Here is a 14,207-nt window from a genome sequence, read left to right on the forward strand (position 1 = left end):
CGTCTCCCTGTCTCCGCGTACCGCGCCTGCTGTACGCGGACCGTACTGCGTACGACCGGAGGAGGTGCGGCACCTCCGTCTCGCGGCAGCCGTGGTGCACAGCGTCCCCGCTTAGGCTCGACACCATGCGACTCCGACTTCCCCGGTGGGCCGCGGTCACCGCCGTCCTCGCCGTTCTCGCGGGTGCCGGCACCTGGACCGCCGTCGCCTCGGACGATCCGCCGCCCGTGCACCGGGCGGACCGGATGCTCGACCTCGACGGCGCCCGTATCGACACCTCGTACTTCACCGGGGACGGTGACGGACGACGGCCGGCCGTCCTCCTCGGCCACGGCTTCGGCGGCTCCAAGGGCGACGTCCGCGCCCAGGCCGAGCAACTGGCCCGGGACGGATACGCCGTCCTCACCTGGTCCGCGCGCGGCTTCGGCGCCTCCACCGGCGAGATCGGGCTCAACGACCCCGACCACGAGGTCAAGGACGCCCGGAAGCTGATCGACTGGCTCGCCGCCCGGCCCGAGGTCCTCCTCGACAAGCCCGGCGACCCGCGCGTCGGCGTCACCGGCGCCTCCTACGGCGGGGCGATCTCCCTGCTCGCCGCCGGGTACGACGCACGCGTCGACGCCATCGCCCCGCAGATCACCTACTGGAACCTCGCGGACGCGCTCTTCCCGGACGGCGTGTTCAAGAAGCTCTGGGCCGGGATCTTCTTCTCGGCGGGCAACCAGCCGGGAGCCCCGGCGACGACGGAGAAGACCCCCACGGAGAAGCCCACGGGTGAGGCCCCCACGGGGAAGGCGGCCACGGGTAAGGCCTCCCCGGGCAACGCGGCCGCCTGTGGCCGCTTCACCCCCGAACTGTGCTCCCTCTACGAGCGCGTCGCCGTCGCCGGAAAGCCCGACGCCGCCGCCCGCGCGCTCCTCGAAGCCCGCAGCCCGTCCGCCGTCGGGGCCGAGGTCAAGGTGCCCGCGCTGCTCGTCCAGGGCCAGTCCGACTCGCTCTTCACCCTGGCCCAGTCCGACGCCATGGCCCGTACCCTCGCCGCCAACGGCGCTCCCGTCGCCGTCGACTGGATCGCCGGCGGCCACGACGGCGGCGACCGCGAGACCGAGCGCGTCGAGCGGCGGATCAGCACCTGGTTCGACCGCTGGCTGAAGAAGGACACCTCCGTCGACACCGGCCCCGCGTTCCGCGTCAGCCGCACCGGCGGCGTCGACTCCACCGACGGCCGGGCCACCCTGCGCGCCGCGACCGCCGACCGCTACCCGGGGCTCACCGCCGGGGCCACGAGCGTCCCGCTCGCCGGACCGGCGCAGACCTTCGCCAACCCCGCCGGCGCCGCACCGCCCGCCGTCTCGGCCGTCCCCGGCCTCGGCGGCGGAGTCGCCGGACTCTCCTCCCTCGGCGTCGGCCTCTCCCTCGACTTCCCCGGCCAGCACGCCCGGTTCGACGCGAAGCCGCAGACCGAGCCGCTCCGGATCACCGGCAGCCCGACCGTCCGCGTCAAGGTCACCTCCACCGCCGCCGACGGTTCCGCCGTCCTCTTCGCCAAGGTGTACGACGTCGGGCCCGACGGCCGGCAGCAGGTGCTGCCCGCCCAACTCGTCGCCCCCGTCCGCGTCGACGGCGCCGGGACCGGGAAGAGCGTCACGCTCACCCTCCCCGCGATCGACCACGAGGTGGAGGCCGGACACCGGCTCCGGCTCGTCGTCGCCGCCACCGACCTCGGCTACGCCTCCCCGACCGCCCCCGCCGGCTACACCGTCGCCGTCGAGAGCCCGCTCACCGTCCCCACCGCGCCCGGCCTCGACACCCAGGCCGCCGCCCTGCCCTGGTGGGTCTGGGGGCTGCCGCTCCTCGGCGTCGCCGTCGCCGCCGCACTGCTCCTCACCGCCCGCCGCCGCACCGCCGCCCCCGCGCCCGACCCCGCACTGGCCGTCGTACCGCTCCAGATCACCGGGCTCTCCAAGAAGTACAAGGGCGGCGACCGGTACAGCGTCAAGGACCTGTCCTTCCGCGTCGAGCAGGGCCAGGTCCTCGGCCTCCTCGGACCCAACGGCGCCGGGAAGACCACCACCCTGCGCATGCTGATGGGCCTGATCACCCCCGACGAGGGTGAGATCCGGGTCTTCGGCCAGGCCATCCGGCCCGGAGCCCCCGTGCTCTCCCGGGTCGGCTCCTTCGTCGAGGGCGCCGGATTCCTGCCGCACCTCAACGGCCGGGAGAACCTGGACCTGTACTGGAAGGCCACCGGCCGACCCGCCGAGGACGCCCATGTCGACGAGGCCCTGCGCATCGCGAACCTGGGCAGCGCCCTCGACCGGGCCGTCCGCACCTACTCGCAGGGCATGCGGCAGCGCCTCGCCCTCGCCCAGGCCATGCTCGGCCTGCCGGACCTGCTGATCCTGGACGAGCCCACCAACGGACTCGACCCGCCGCAGATCCGCGAGATGCGCGAGGTGATGATCCGGTACGCGGCGGGCGGCCGTACCGTCATCGTCTCCAGCCACCTCCTCGCCGAGGTGGAGCAGTCCTGCACCCACCTCGTCGTCATGGACCGGGGACAGCTCGTGCAGGCAGGACCGGTCGCCGAGATCACCGGCTCCGGCGACACCCTGCTCGTCACGCTCGGGGCCCCCGTCCCCGACGCCCTCGTGGAGAAGATCGGCGCCCTCTCCGGCGTCTCCACGGCGGCCCGGACCGAGGGCGGGATCCTCGTCCGCCTCGACGGCCTCGACCCGACCGCCCTCATCGGCGAACTCGTCGGCCTCGACGTACCGCTGACCGGCGTCGGACCGCACCGGCGCCTCGAAGACGCGTTCCTGACCCTGATCGGAGGAGGAGCCGCATGAGCCCGCTGCTCGACACCCCCACGGCTCCCACGGCCCCCGCGGAGTCCGCCCCCGGCTACCGCGCCGGGCGCACCCTGCCGCTGCGCGTCGAGGCCCTGCGCCAGTGGAAGCGCCGCCGCACCCTGATCATGGGCGGCATCCTGGTCGCCCTGCCGTTCGTCCTGCTGATCGCCTTCGCGATCGGCGGCGACTCGGACGGCGGCCGCGACGGCCGCATCACCCTGATGGACACGGCGACCGCCTCCGGCGCCAACTTCGCGGCGACCTGCCTCTTCGTCTCCGCCGGATTCCTCCTCGTCATCCCGGTGGCGCTGTTCTGCGGGGACACCATCGCGTCCGAGGCGAGCTGGTCCTCCCTGCGCTACCTCCTGGCCGCGCCGGTGCCCCGGTCGCGGCTCCTCGCCTCCAAACTGACGGTCGCCCTCGCCTACAGCGCGGCGGCCATGGTCCTCCTGCCGCTCGTGGCCCTGGCCGTGGGCACGGTCGCCTACGGCTGGGGGCCGCTGCAGCTGCCGACCGGCGGCGCGGTGCCCGCCGGGGACGCGGTGCTCCGCATCGGTGTCGCCGTCGCCTTCGTCTTCGCCTCCCAACTGGTCACCGCGGGACTCGCCTTCTGGCTGTCCACCCGCACCGACGCCCCGCTCGGCGCGGTGGGCGGCGCCGTCGGTCTGACCATCGTCGGCAACGTCCTGGACGCCGTCACCGCCCTCGGCGACTGGCGCGAATACCTGCCGGCGCACTGGCAGTTCGCCTGGATCGACGCGCTCCAGCCGCAGCTGGAGTGGGGCGGCATGGTGAAGGGCACGGCGATCTCGCTGACGTACGCCCTCGTCCTCTTCGCGCTCGCCTTCCGCGGCTTCGCCCGCAAGGACATCGTGTCCTAGGGCCACCTGCCCCAGAGGGACTCAGGGTCTTCTCATACCCACCCCCTTCGAGCCGAGGGCCGCCATCAGCTCGCCCACCCGCCGGCTGTACGTCCGCGCGGACATGCCGAGCCGGGCCGCCGCCGTCTCGTCCGTGAGCCCCGACAGGAGGGCGTCGAGCACCGGGCGCAGCTGGGGCGGCAGATCGCACGGCGGCCGTGGGGGAGGCGGTCTGTACGTCAGTTCCTCGGCCGTCGCCCAGCAGGCGTGATGGGCCCGGGCGAGGGCCTGCACCACCACCGGGTCGCGGATCAGCAACAGTCCGTTGTAGAGCAGTTCCAGGTCGAGGGGGACCGCGGCCACCGTCCGGTCGACGACGATCATCTTGAACGGGATGGCCTCCGCGAGACGGGCCCGGCCGGGAAGCCCGAGCCCGCCCTCCAGCCGGGGCAGGGCGTGCCGCGGCACGATCCGTCTGACCTCGCCGGCCCGCTCGGCCGCGGCCCGCATGCACGCTCCCGCCAGCTCCAGGAACGGCTCGGGGATCGCGCAGCCCGCCGACGCGACCGGGTCGTCGAAGGTCAGCAACTCGTACCGCGTGGAGGCGGCCAGCCCGGCGAGCGCCGCGCTGATGCGCCGCGCACCCCGGACCGGGCGCCCCGCGGGCCGCTGTCCCTCGGTCGCGGCCCGGTTCATCGCCGAACGGGCGAGCATCACGGAGCCCGCGCTCTCTGCCACCGCTGACCACCCCCGCCCGATCGATGTCCACTCCATGTACGCATGCGACTGCACACGGTGACAACCCCTGTTGAAAAGGATGGCGAATCCATGCCACCCGCTGTCACCCCCGTCGCCGTTGCCGCATCGAGATGCATCCGCAACTCCTTCGACTGCTCCCGGCGGGCCTCTCGTTCGTCACATTCACAAGTGACCTACCAGGAGGGGGAGATGACATGGGGCGACAGGACACCGTGGCGGCCGGACGCCGCCGGGCACGGTTCGCGGCCACGGTCGCGGGTCTGCTCGCGACCGGACTCGCCGTCGGAGGATGCGGGGCGGGAGGTGACGGAAGCAGCGCCGACCACGGCAGACGCGAGACCGGCCGGACCGCTCCGGCGGCCCCGGACGGAGGGGGGAACGCGAACCCCGAGGGCGTCCAGGAGGACGGCAGGCCTTCCCGGCCGCCCGCCCCCGACTACCTGTCCACGTTCGCGCTGGACGTGGACACCGCCTCGTACGGCTACGCCCGCCGCACCCTCTCCGAGGGGCGGCTGCCCGACCCGGCGACCGTACGGCCTGAGGAGTTCGTCAACAGCTTCCGGCCCGATTACCCGCGACCGGAGGACAACGGCTTCAGCGTGACCCTCGACGGGGCCCGCGCCGGGCGGGACGGCTGGTCCCTGGTCCGGGTCGGACTGGCCACGCGCGCGGCGGACCGGGGCGCCGAACGCCCGCCTGCCGCCCTCACCTTCGTCGTCGACGTCTCCGGCTCGATGGCCGAGCCGGGACGGCTCGACCTGGTCAAGGAGTCGCTCGGGCTGCTCGCCGACGAGCTCCGCGACGACGACTCGATCGGCCTCGTCACCTTCAGCGACCAGGCCGAGACCCGGCTGCCGCTGACGCGGGTGGGTGACGCCCGCGGCCGGATCCGCGAGGTGGTGGACTCCCTCGCGACGAGTTCCTCCACCAACGTCGAGGCGGGCGTCCGCACCGGCTACGACGTGGCCGTCGACGGTCACCGCAAGGGCGCCACCAATCGGGTCGTGCTGCTCTCCGACGCGCTCGCCAACACCGGCTCCACCGAGGCGGGGACGATCCTCGAACGCATCGAGGAGGAGCGGAAGGAGTACGGGATCACCCTGTTCGGCGTCGGCGTGGGCAGCGACTACGGCGACGCGTTCATGGAGCAGCTCGCCGACCGGGGCGACGGCCAGACCACGTACGTCTCCAACTCCGCGCAGGCCCGCAAGGTCTTCGTCGACCAGCTGCCCGCCCATGTCGAACTGCGCGCGCGTGACGCCAAGGCGCAGGTGTCCTTCGACCGGCGGACCGTCGAGAAGTTCCGGCTGATCGGCTACGAGAACCGGGAGGTCGCCGACGAGGACTTCCGGAACGACCGGGTCGACGGCGGCGAGGTCGGTGCGGGTCACACCGTCACCGCGCTGTACGCGGTGCGGACCAGGGCCGGGGCGACCGGCCCGGTCGCCACCGCCACCGTCCGCTGGCTCGACCCGGCCACGCGCGCGCCCCACGAGCGTTCCGGCACGGTCGGGACGGCCGGCCTCACCGCCGACATCTGGGGCGACGGCCACGACAGCCTGCAACTGACCGCGATCACCGCCTACTTCGCCGACGCGCTGCGGGGCGGCGCGCTGCCGGGCGCCCCGGGTCTCCCGGCGCTCGCGGAGCGCGCCGAGTCGATCTCGGGCCGGTCGGGTTCCGCGGTGGTGCGCGAGCTGGCCGAGGCCGTACGGCAGGCGGACGGGCTGATCAGGCAGACCGAAGGCCAGGACGGAGGTCGGGACGGGGGTCAGGACGGAGGCTCGGGCGGTCAGCCGGGCGGCGCTTCCGGCGAAGGCGCCACCCGTGAGGGCGAGTTGCGGTCGGGCGACCCGTACAGCTGAGGCGCGCGGCGGGCAGTGGGTCGGATCGGCCGCTTGCGGGTCACGACGGCCGCTCGCGGGCCAGAATGGCCGCATGGCCTCCCTACTGCTCGCCCTCGCTGTTGGAACCACCGGCCTGTACGCCGGTTTCATGCTGATTTTCCAGACCGGGATCATGCCCGCCCTCGCGCGCCTGACGGACGCCGAGTTCGTCACGGCGATGCGCCGGATCAACGAAGCCGTGCCGAGGGGTGTGTTCCTGATCGTCTTCCTCGGGGTGATCGCCTTCCCCGCCGCCGCGTTCTTCGTCCCCGTCGACGGGCGGACGGACACCCAGAAGTGGCTGGTCCTCGCGGGGCTGGTGTGCGCGGCCCTCAATCACGCGGTCACCCTCGGCGGCAACATCCCGCTGAACAGCGCGCTGGCCGCCTCGGAGGCCACGGGTGACGACCCGTCGGCCGTCCGGGCCGCCTTCGAGAAGCGCTGGAACGGTTTCCACCGTGTCCGTACGCCCCTGATCGTCGTCGCGTTCGGGCTGCTGACCGCAGCGGCGGTTCTGTAGAACCGTACCCCGCGGCCGGTTTCTGGCGTGAACTCGTGCGTGTCGGCCTCCTCCGCATCCGCAAGAGCCCTGCGAAAGCGTACCCCTGAGTCCGGAAACCGTCTTCCGGCATGTATTGGTCTGCGCCAGTGACGAAAATCTTACGCCGCTATACCTACCCAAAGGGGGTGAATCACCCCGATATCCCGGGTTGGGTTTCCATACCCTCCGGTTTCTTATTGACATGCCTACGGGGGTCTTTTCTAATCATCGAGAGTCATCCCACGCGCTGACACCGCACAGGCACTGAGGGGGCAAGGTGGACGTCCGGATTCTGGGGGGACTGTCGGTACGTGAGCACGGGGTGTCGATCACGCCGACAGCCGCCGCGCCCCGGCAACTCCTCGCCCTGCTCACGGCCAGCGCCGACCAGGTCGTCCCGGTGACCGTGCTCACCGAGGAACTGTGGCCGTCCGGCGCGCCGCGCGGCGCCCGCGTCGAACTCCAGGCCCACATAATCGAGTTGCGCACCCTGATCGCCGGTGCGCTGCGCGGTGTCGCCGCTCCGGCGGAACCCGGTCCCGGCTGGTCCGACCGGCGCACCGCCGACGCGATCCTCGTCTCCCAGCCCGGCGGCTACCGGCTCGACACCGGCGGCGGCACCAACGACGTCCGGCAGTTCGAGCGCGCCGCCGGCGCCGGTTACCGCGCCATGGAGGCCGGCGACCTCTCGCGCGCCGCGCTCCGCCTCGGTGAGGCACTCGCCCTCTGGCGCGGCGAACCCTATGCGGGCGTCGCCGCCGGACCCCGCCTCCGCAGGGAGATCGAGCGACTCGAAACCTCCCGGCTGAGCGTCCTCGACCAGTGGATGGAAGCGCAGCTGGGCCTCGGCCGACACGCCGAACTCGTCTCCGAGCTCTCCGGACTCGTCGCCCGCTACCGCACCAACGAGCCCCTCCACGCCCACTACATGGTGGCCCTGCTGCGCTGCGGACAGCACGACGAGGCCCTCACCGTGTACGAGCGGCTGCGCGTGGCACTCAAGGGGGAGAGCGGCATGGAGCCCTCGGCGCGGCTCCGCCGCCTCCAGCGCTCGGTCCTCGCCGTACGCCACACCACGGTCCGTCCCGTGTACGCGCCCCGCATCCCCGCCCAGTACAACCCGGCCCGGGCCCGGCTGGTACCGGCGGGTTCCGTCGGCTGACGGTCCGGCGGGGCCGCCGACGGCCGGGCGGACCGGCGGAGGGAACCACGATCCGACCCCGGTAGTTACCGGTGGGGAATGAAGTGCGGCAACTCACCGTTGACCGACTCCCGAAGCCGAATTAGTTTCGGCGAGCAGTGCGGGTTTCCTCCTAGGTGCCCGATTTCGCTCGACTACGGGGGTTGGGGCCATGACGTTGCACGGCGCGGACGGAGCCGGTGGTGCCGACGCGCTGCTCACGGTCCTCGAACTGCTCGCCCGACGGGCCCCGGCCACCGACTTCGACGGCCTCCTCGACGAGGCCCGGCTCTCCGGACTCGCCGACGGGGAACTCGACCGCCTCGAACGGGCCGTCGCCCTCGCCGCCGAGGTGAACGCCGGACGCGAGCAGGACGCGCGCCGCGAGGCCGGGCTCGCCACCCTCACCGACACCGCCCGCGACCTGACCTTCTCGTACGACCTCGACAGCCTGCTGCGCGTCATCACCCGCCGCGCCCGCCGGCTCCTCGGCCTCGACCTCGCGTACGTGACCCTGCGCGGCCCGCACGGAGCCTGCTACGTCCACACCACCGAGGGCTCCCGCCCCGGCCGCGCCGAGGGCCCGCGGCTCACCCCCGGACTCAGGATCGCCGAGGGGTACGGGCTGGCCGGCGCCGTCCAGCTGCACGGCGAAGCCGTCTGGACAGCCGACTACCTCGCCGACGAACGCTTCGCCCCCTCCGGCTCCCTCGACGCGGGCGTCCACGCACCGGCCTTCGACGAGGCCGCCGAAGCGGCCCTGCGCACCGAGGACCTGCACGCGATCATGGCCGCGCCGCTGCGCAGCGGCGACACCGTGATCGGCGTACTCCACGGCGCCGACCGGCGCGTCCGCGACCACACCGCCGAGGAGATCGGACTCCTCTCCGCCCTCGCCGACCTCGCCGCACTCGCCGTCGAGAAGGCCGGACTCCTCGACCGCACCCGGGCCGAAGTCTCCGAACTCGAACGGGACAGCTCCCGGGTCCGCACCAGCCTCACCCGGATGCGACACGTCAGCGAGGCCCACGGCCGCATCATGAACCTCGTCCTCGCGGGCGGCGACCTGGGCAGCGTCGCCAAGGCCGCCGCCGACGCCCTCGACGCGACCGTGACGATCCGCGACCAGGGCGGCCAGTCCCTCGCCACGGCCGGTGACATACCCGGCCTCGACGAGGAGGCCGTCGCCAAGGCCTCGCTCGACGCGCACGCCCGCCGCCGCCCGGTCCTCGCCGACGACGACACCTGGGTCGCCCCCGTCATCGCCGGCTCCGAGGACCTCGGCGGCCTCGTCATCCGCGCCGCCGGCGGCCTCACCGGCGAGGACGAGCGACTCCTCGAACTCGCCGCCCAGTCCGTCGCCTTCCTCCTCCTCATGCGCCGCTCCACCGCCGTCGCCGAAGGCCCCGTCCGCGACGAACTCCTCGACGACCTCATCGCCGACCCGCCGCACGCACCCCAGCAGATCGCCCAGCGCGCCCGCCGCCTCGGCGTCGACCTGCGCAAACCGCACGTCCTCGTGCTCGCACGACCGGAGGGCGGCGAACAGGGCAGGGCCGTGGTGTGGGCGTCCTCGTACGCGTACCGGCTCAGCGGTCTGAAGACCGTGCAGGGAGGCTGCATCGTGCTGCTCCTCCCGGGCATCGACGCCTCGGCCGCCGCCAAGGCCGTCGCCGCGGAACTGTCCCCGCTGCTCGGACACCCCGTCTCCGTCGCCGCCGCCGGCCCCGGCTGGAGCCCGGACGGCGTCGCCCGGATGCACCAGGAGGCCGGACGCTGCCTCGACGCGATGAGCGCGCTAGGCGGCACCGGCTCGGCGGCCTCCGTGCAGGACCTGGGCTTCCTCGGGCTGCTGCTCTCCGACGACAACGACGTCGACGGCTTCGTCGAGGCGGCGATCGGACCCGTACTCGACTACGACGCCGAGAGGTTCACCGACCTCACCCACACCCTGGAGGCGTACTTCGCCTCCGGCGGCAGCCCCACGAACGCGGCCGAGGCGCTCCACGTCCACCCCAACACGGTCTCGCGCCGCCTGGAACGCATCGGTGAACTCCTCGGCCCCGAGTGGCAGAAACCGGGCCAGGTCCTGGAGGTCCAGCTGGCACTGCGCCTCCAGCGAACCCGGGAGGTCCTGGCCAGGGGCCGCGCCACGACGGACCCGGTCCGACCGCTGCCGGGTCCGCCGGAGCGCGGTGTCTGACGCCGGAGCGCGGCACCCGATCGCCCGGCCGGGTCAGCTCGCCGTACGCCCCGATCCGTAACCGGAGCCGTAGGACGCCTCCCAGTCGGTGGACGACATGGCCGTCGCCGCGTGGGCCGCCGAGGCAAGCGTGATGTGCCGGTGCCAGCCGCGGAACGAACGGCCCACGAAGTCCCGGAGCCCCGCCCCCTCGCCGACCTCCACGAAGTCCCGCTCCACCCGGCGGGCCAGCTTGGTGAGCCGCAGCAGGGAACCGACCGGCGAACCGGTCAGATCGCTGATCCACACCCGGGCCGGGGGCCGCCGCGGGTCGTCCCACTCGCCGAGCAGCACCAGCGGCCGCATCCGCTCCCCGCCCGGCGTGGGCAGTGCCACCCGGACGGCCGTGGCGAGCGAGGTCCGCGAGGTCCGCGCACCGGCCACCGTGTCCACCCAGCTCACCGGCCTGCGCAGGCCCTTGAGGGACTCCAGGATCTGCAGCGCGGACAGCGGGCCCGCCCCGAAACCGGGCAGTGAACGGTCGGCGATCGCGAGCCGGGAGCCCGGACCGATCCGGGCCACGACCGGCACCCCGGCCCCGGCGAGCCGGGTGAGGGCCGCCCGCCCCGCGCCGCCCCGGATGTCGAGCAGCACCGGCTTGCGGGTCACGTCGGGCCAGCGGGCGGTGTCGAGCGCCGCCGCCACCGCGCACTCCTCCAGGGTCTCCTCGCCGGCCTCCTGGGGAACCTCCGCGCGGTCGCGCCGCGTGCGGTCGTTCACCCAGGGGTCCGGCAGGAACAGCCGCCAGTTGACGGGGACGCTCAGCTCGTCGCTCGCGAACCACACGCCGAACGCCTGCTGGCCGTGGAAGACCTGCCCGCGCTCCGGGTCGAAGCGCCGGTCCACGCCCACCGAGTGCTCCCCGGCCTTCGGGATCGGCATCGGCCGCACCACCCAGGCCTGCGGGCAGCTGTTCCGCTCCAGGTACCGGGCCAGCGACGCCCGCATCGGCTGCCAGTCCCAGGTGGAGCTGGACACGAAGTGGTGCAGGCTCTGCTCGGCGGCGGGACCGCCTATCTGCGCGGCGATGTTACGGATGGACTTGCGGCCCTGCGCGGTGAGCAGGCCGTGCAGGTACTGCTCGGCCTTCAGACGCTGGTCACGGCGCGGGAAGCCGGAGAACAGCGCGGCACACAGCTCGGCGTAGACGTCCTCGCGCGAGCCGGCCGCGCCGACGGACCTGACGACGCCCAGGGGGACAGCCGGAGGAACAGCCCCGGTGACGGCCCTGCGCTTGATTGCGACGGATGTACTCACGACACTCCTGCCCGAAGGTTGCGCAGCTCCCTCCCGCTGCTCCACCACCGTCGCCCGACACCACCCCCGGGGACGAGGTGTACCCGGCACCCGAATCGGCCGCCGGATGGTGGCCGGACCACCTCCCGCCGTGTCGTCGCAGGTCACAGCCGTCTCCACCCACCCCGCACGGAGCCCCGCCAGGGCCCTCCGGAATACCCCGCAGGGGATCTGACACACTCGGCGGCCCCGCTTTGACCCGTCGCAGGGCGTGGCCGGACCATCGCAGAGCGAGGCTGCACAGGCCGGACCCCGGTTAATGCCCCAGGCCGGGGGCCGCGCCTGTGCGCCTCGCCTTGAACCGTCCCGCTTAGGCTTGCGGCCATGGGGCTGCGCGCGGAACTGCCGGTCGTCGCGGTGGTGGCCGCCGGCGGCGCGCTCGGCGCTTCCGCCCGCTACGGCGCGGGACTCGTCTGGCCGACCCCCGAAAGCGCCTTCCCGTGGACCACGTTCACGGTGAACGTGATCGGGTGCGCGCTCCTCGGCACCCTGATGGTCCTGCTGACGGAGCGGCCGACCGAATGGTCGACGGCGCCCCCGCACCCGCTCCTCCGCCCCTTCCTGGGCACCGGATTCTGCGGCGGGTTCACCACCTTCTCGACGTACAGCCTCGAAACGGAGCGGCTGCTGAGCGCCGGGGACCCGACGCGCGGTCTGCTCTACCTGGGCGGCACCCTCGTCACCGCGCTCGCCGCCGTCTGGGCCGGCGTCGCCGGCGCCAGGGCCGCGCACGCCAGGGTGGGACGGGGCCGGGTGGGGCGCGCGTGAACTGGCTGCTGGTCGTCGCGGGCGCCGCCGTCGGCGCGCCCCTGCGCTACCTCACGGACCGTGCGGCGCGTGCCCGCTTCGGCCCCGGCTTCCCCTGGGGCACGTTCACGGTGAACGTCGTGGGCTCGTTCGTCCTGGGACTGCTCACCGGGGTGACGTCGGCCCAGCTCCATCTGCTGCTCGGCACGGGCCTGTGCGGGGCGCTCACGACGTACTCGACCTTCTCGTACGAGACGTTGAAGCTGTACGAGGGCGGGGCGAAGGGGTACGCGGCGCTCAACGTCGCCGCGAGCCTGGCCGCCGGACTCGGAGCCGTATGGCTGGGAGTGGAGACGGCCAGGCTGTGGTGATCCGGTTCCTCAGGCGGTGATCCAGTCGCTGGTCGCGATCACCGGCTGCACGCCGTCACGGTGGATGGTGCCCTCGATGAGGCCGTACATCCGGTCCGCCGCGAAGTAGACCTCGTTGTCGTTCTTGAGGCCGAAGGGCTCCAGGTCCACCAGGAAGTGGTGCTTGTTCGGCAGGTTGAGCCGGACCTCGTTGACCGTGGAGACGTTGTCCAGGACGCGGTCGGCCATCGCGTGCAGCGTCTGCTGGAGCGAGTAGCTGTACGTCTCCGCGAACGCCTCCAGCATGTGCCGGCGCACCTTCTGGTACGAGCGGTCCCAGTCGTGCTCCTCGTCCGCCGCCGCCGGGGCCGAGTTCGCCCAGCGGGCGGTGACCTTGGTGGCGAGGATCCGGTCGTACGCCTCCTGGAGCGTCGTGTACCTGTCCTTGATGAAGCCGTGGAACTCGGAGTTCGTCGAGTTCATGACGGTGAGGTCCTTGAGGCCCGAGAGGACCTGGAGACCGGTGTTCTCCGAGTAGGTGATCTGCGCGGTGCGGACCTCCTGGCCCTTGCGGGCGAAGGAGTGCTGCTCCTTGCGGGTGGGTACCGAGATCCGCTCCCAGGCGTACTCCTCCACCCGGATCTGCGCCTCGTGGATCACCGGCTGCGAGGTCACGAAGTGCTTGGCCAGGAGGATGCCGAAGGCCTCGGGGGAGGCCACGCCGTGCTCCTTGGCGAAGGCGTAGACCGTGTTCTTGGTGGTGTCGGTCGGCAGGCAGTTGCCGTTGTCGCCGGTCAGATGGACGTCGCGGTACTCACCGCGCAGCGCCACCGACACGTTCAGGTCGCGGATCTCGTGCCATGCGCCGTCGTCGCCCTTGCGGGTCACGGCGACGATGCGGTTCTCGGCCTTGCCGTACTGGTTCTGCGCCAGGACGTGCTTGCTCATGCTGCTCAGCTCCTGCGGGTACGTGGATACGGATATCCCGTACGCCCGGCGTCCAGCGCCCCCGTCGTCCCTGAGGGTCCGCTCCCCGCCGTCCGACCCGTGAACGGCGGGCCGCCCCGGGACTGACGAGCATCCCGGTCCGTAGGTTTCGCTCGAAGATATGTCCCCTTCCGGCCACTGGCAATGGGTGAGCGCCGAACCAGGGGGAGCCCGAAACCCGTGGGCCGGGTCACCCGTACGTACGGGACGCGTCAAGACGGGCATTGACGGCGTTAGGGGCACGTCAACGGAGGCGGCGAAGCAGCCGGGGAGAGGTTTCCTCGTCTCGTCCGAGAATCCGTTCTTCCTTCTTCCTGCATCCGGGAGCTCACGATGGCCGACGTGGCCTTCGTCGTCACCACGATCGCGGTCTTCGCGCTGGTGGCCTTCATCGCCAAGGGGGTGGCCAAGCTGTGAGTGCCGAGAACATCGTCGGTCTGCTCGTGGCCGCCGCCCTGCTGGTCTATCTCGTCCTCGCCCTCGTCAAGCCGGAGAGGTTCTGAGCAC

General features: G+C 72.8%; 12 protein-coding genes. 9 read left to right on the forward strand and 3 right to left on the reverse strand.

Translation table 11 applies throughout. The annotated features are described in order from the left end of the window. The first annotated feature begins 125 nt into the window (after positions 1-125). Both OG259_RS26885 and OG259_RS26890 read left to right on the forward strand, forming a co-directional pair. A complete protein-coding gene (locus OG259_RS26885; protein ID WP_328944591.1) occupies positions 126-2,849 on the forward strand; it encodes a CocE/NonD family hydrolase in 2,724 nt (907 codons plus the stop codon). Beyond that, complete coding sequence (locus OG259_RS26890; RefSeq protein ID WP_328944592.1) at positions 2,846-3,733, forward strand: ABC transporter permease; 888 nt, start codon at positions 2,846-2,848, stop codon at positions 3,731-3,733. The genes OG259_RS26885 and OG259_RS26890 overlap by 4 nt, the downstream gene beginning before the upstream one ends. Before the next feature lie 21 nt (positions 3,734-3,754). Here the strand turns inward: OG259_RS26890 and OG259_RS26895 are convergent, their stop codons facing one another. After that, complete coding sequence (locus OG259_RS26895) at positions 3,755-4,450, reverse strand: DNA-binding response regulator (RefSeq protein ID WP_328944593.1); 696 nt, start codon at positions 4,448-4,450, stop codon at positions 3,755-3,757. A gap of 215 nt (positions 4,451-4,665) precedes the next feature. Between OG259_RS26895 and OG259_RS26900 the strand changes: the two genes are divergently transcribed. From OG259_RS26900 to OG259_RS26915, 4 genes are all read left to right on the forward strand, one after another. Beyond that, a complete protein-coding gene (locus tag OG259_RS26900; protein WP_328944594.1) occupies positions 4,666-6,336 on the forward strand; it encodes a vWA domain-containing protein in 1,671 nt (556 codons plus the stop codon). A 73-nt stretch (positions 6,337-6,409) separates the two neighbouring features. Beyond that, a complete protein-coding gene (locus OG259_RS26905) occupies positions 6,410-6,877 on the forward strand; it encodes an anthrone oxygenase family protein (protein ID WP_328944595.1) in 468 nt (155 codons plus the stop codon). A 298-nt stretch (positions 6,878-7,175) separates the two neighbouring features. Beyond that, positions 7,176-8,060, forward strand: a complete 885-nt coding sequence (locus OG259_RS26910; protein WP_328944596.1) for an AfsR/SARP family transcriptional regulator — start codon at positions 7,176-7,178, stop codon at positions 8,058-8,060. Positions 8,061-8,250: 190 nt separating this feature from the next. Further along, complete coding sequence (locus tag OG259_RS26915) at positions 8,251-10,281, forward strand: helix-turn-helix domain-containing protein (RefSeq protein ID WP_328944597.1); 2,031 nt, start codon at positions 8,251-8,253, stop codon at positions 10,279-10,281. A 33-nt stretch (positions 10,282-10,314) separates the two neighbouring features. Here OG259_RS26915 and OG259_RS26920 read toward each other — a convergent pair whose 3' ends face one another. Next, positions 10,315-11,577 carry an IS701 family transposase gene (locus OG259_RS26920; protein ID WP_328944598.1) on the reverse strand — a complete coding sequence of 421 codons (1,263 nt, stop codon included), beginning with the start codon at positions 11,575-11,577 and terminating at the stop codon, positions 10,315-10,317. 363 nt (positions 11,578-11,940) lie between these two features. On the opposite strand from OG259_RS26920, the gene crcB (OG259_RS26925) reads away from it, so the two are divergent. Further along, positions 11,941-12,384, forward strand: a complete 444-nt coding sequence (gene crcB / locus OG259_RS26925; RefSeq protein ID WP_328944599.1) for a fluoride efflux transporter CrcB — start codon at positions 11,941-11,943, stop codon at positions 12,382-12,384. Next, the gene (gene crcB, locus OG259_RS26930) at positions 12,381-12,734 is read left to right on the forward strand and encodes a fluoride efflux transporter CrcB (RefSeq protein WP_328944600.1); all 354 of its coding nucleotides are present in this window, start codon (positions 12,381-12,383) and stop codon (positions 12,732-12,734) included. Before crcB (OG259_RS26925) ends, crcB (OG259_RS26930) begins: the two co-directional genes overlap by 4 nt. A gap of 9 nt (positions 12,735-12,743) precedes the next feature. On the opposite strand, the gene pucL is transcribed toward crcB (OG259_RS26930), so the two are convergent. Beyond that, positions 12,744-13,661, reverse strand: a complete 918-nt coding sequence (gene pucL, locus OG259_RS26935; RefSeq protein WP_328944601.1) for a factor-independent urate hydroxylase — start codon at positions 13,659-13,661, stop codon at positions 12,744-12,746. 452 nt (positions 13,662-14,113) lie between these two features. Between pucL and kdpF the strand changes: the two genes are divergently transcribed. Then, positions 14,114-14,203, forward strand: a complete 90-nt coding sequence (gene kdpF / locus OG259_RS26940) for a K(+)-transporting ATPase subunit F (protein WP_150264922.1) — start codon at positions 14,114-14,116, stop codon at positions 14,201-14,203. The last annotated feature ends 4 nt before the right edge of the window (positions 14,204-14,207 follow it).

It is taken from the genome of Streptomyces sp. NBC_00250, from assembly GCF_036192275.1.
In the GTDB taxonomy this organism is placed as follows: Bacteria; Actinomycetota; Actinomycetes; order Streptomycetales; family Streptomycetaceae; genus Streptomyces.

Coding starts and splice junctions, on each gene's coding strand:
- OG259_RS26900 (WP_328944594.1), top strand. CDS start 4,666: ATGGGGCGACAGGACACCGTGGCGGCCGGACGCCGCCGGGCACGGTTC.
- OG259_RS26885 (WP_328944591.1), top strand. CDS start 126: ATGCGACTCCGACTTCCCCGGTGGGCCGCGGTCACCGCCGTCCTCGCC.
- OG259_RS26905 (WP_328944595.1), top strand. CDS start 6,410: ATGGCCTCCCTACTGCTCGCCCTCGCTGTTGGAACCACCGGCCTGTAC.
- OG259_RS26915 (WP_328944597.1), top strand. CDS start 8,251: ATGACGTTGCACGGCGCGGACGGAGCCGGTGGTGCCGACGCGCTGCTC.
- crcB (WP_328944599.1), top strand. CDS start 11,941: ATGGGGCTGCGCGCGGAACTGCCGGTCGTCGCGGTGGTGGCCGCCGGC.
- OG259_RS26890 (WP_328944592.1), top strand. CDS start 2,846: ATGAGCCCGCTGCTCGACACCCCCACGGCTCCCACGGCCCCCGCGGAG.
- pucL (WP_328944601.1), bottom strand. CDS start 13,661: ATGAGCAAGCACGTCCTGGCGCAGAACCAGTACGGCAAGGCCGAGAAC.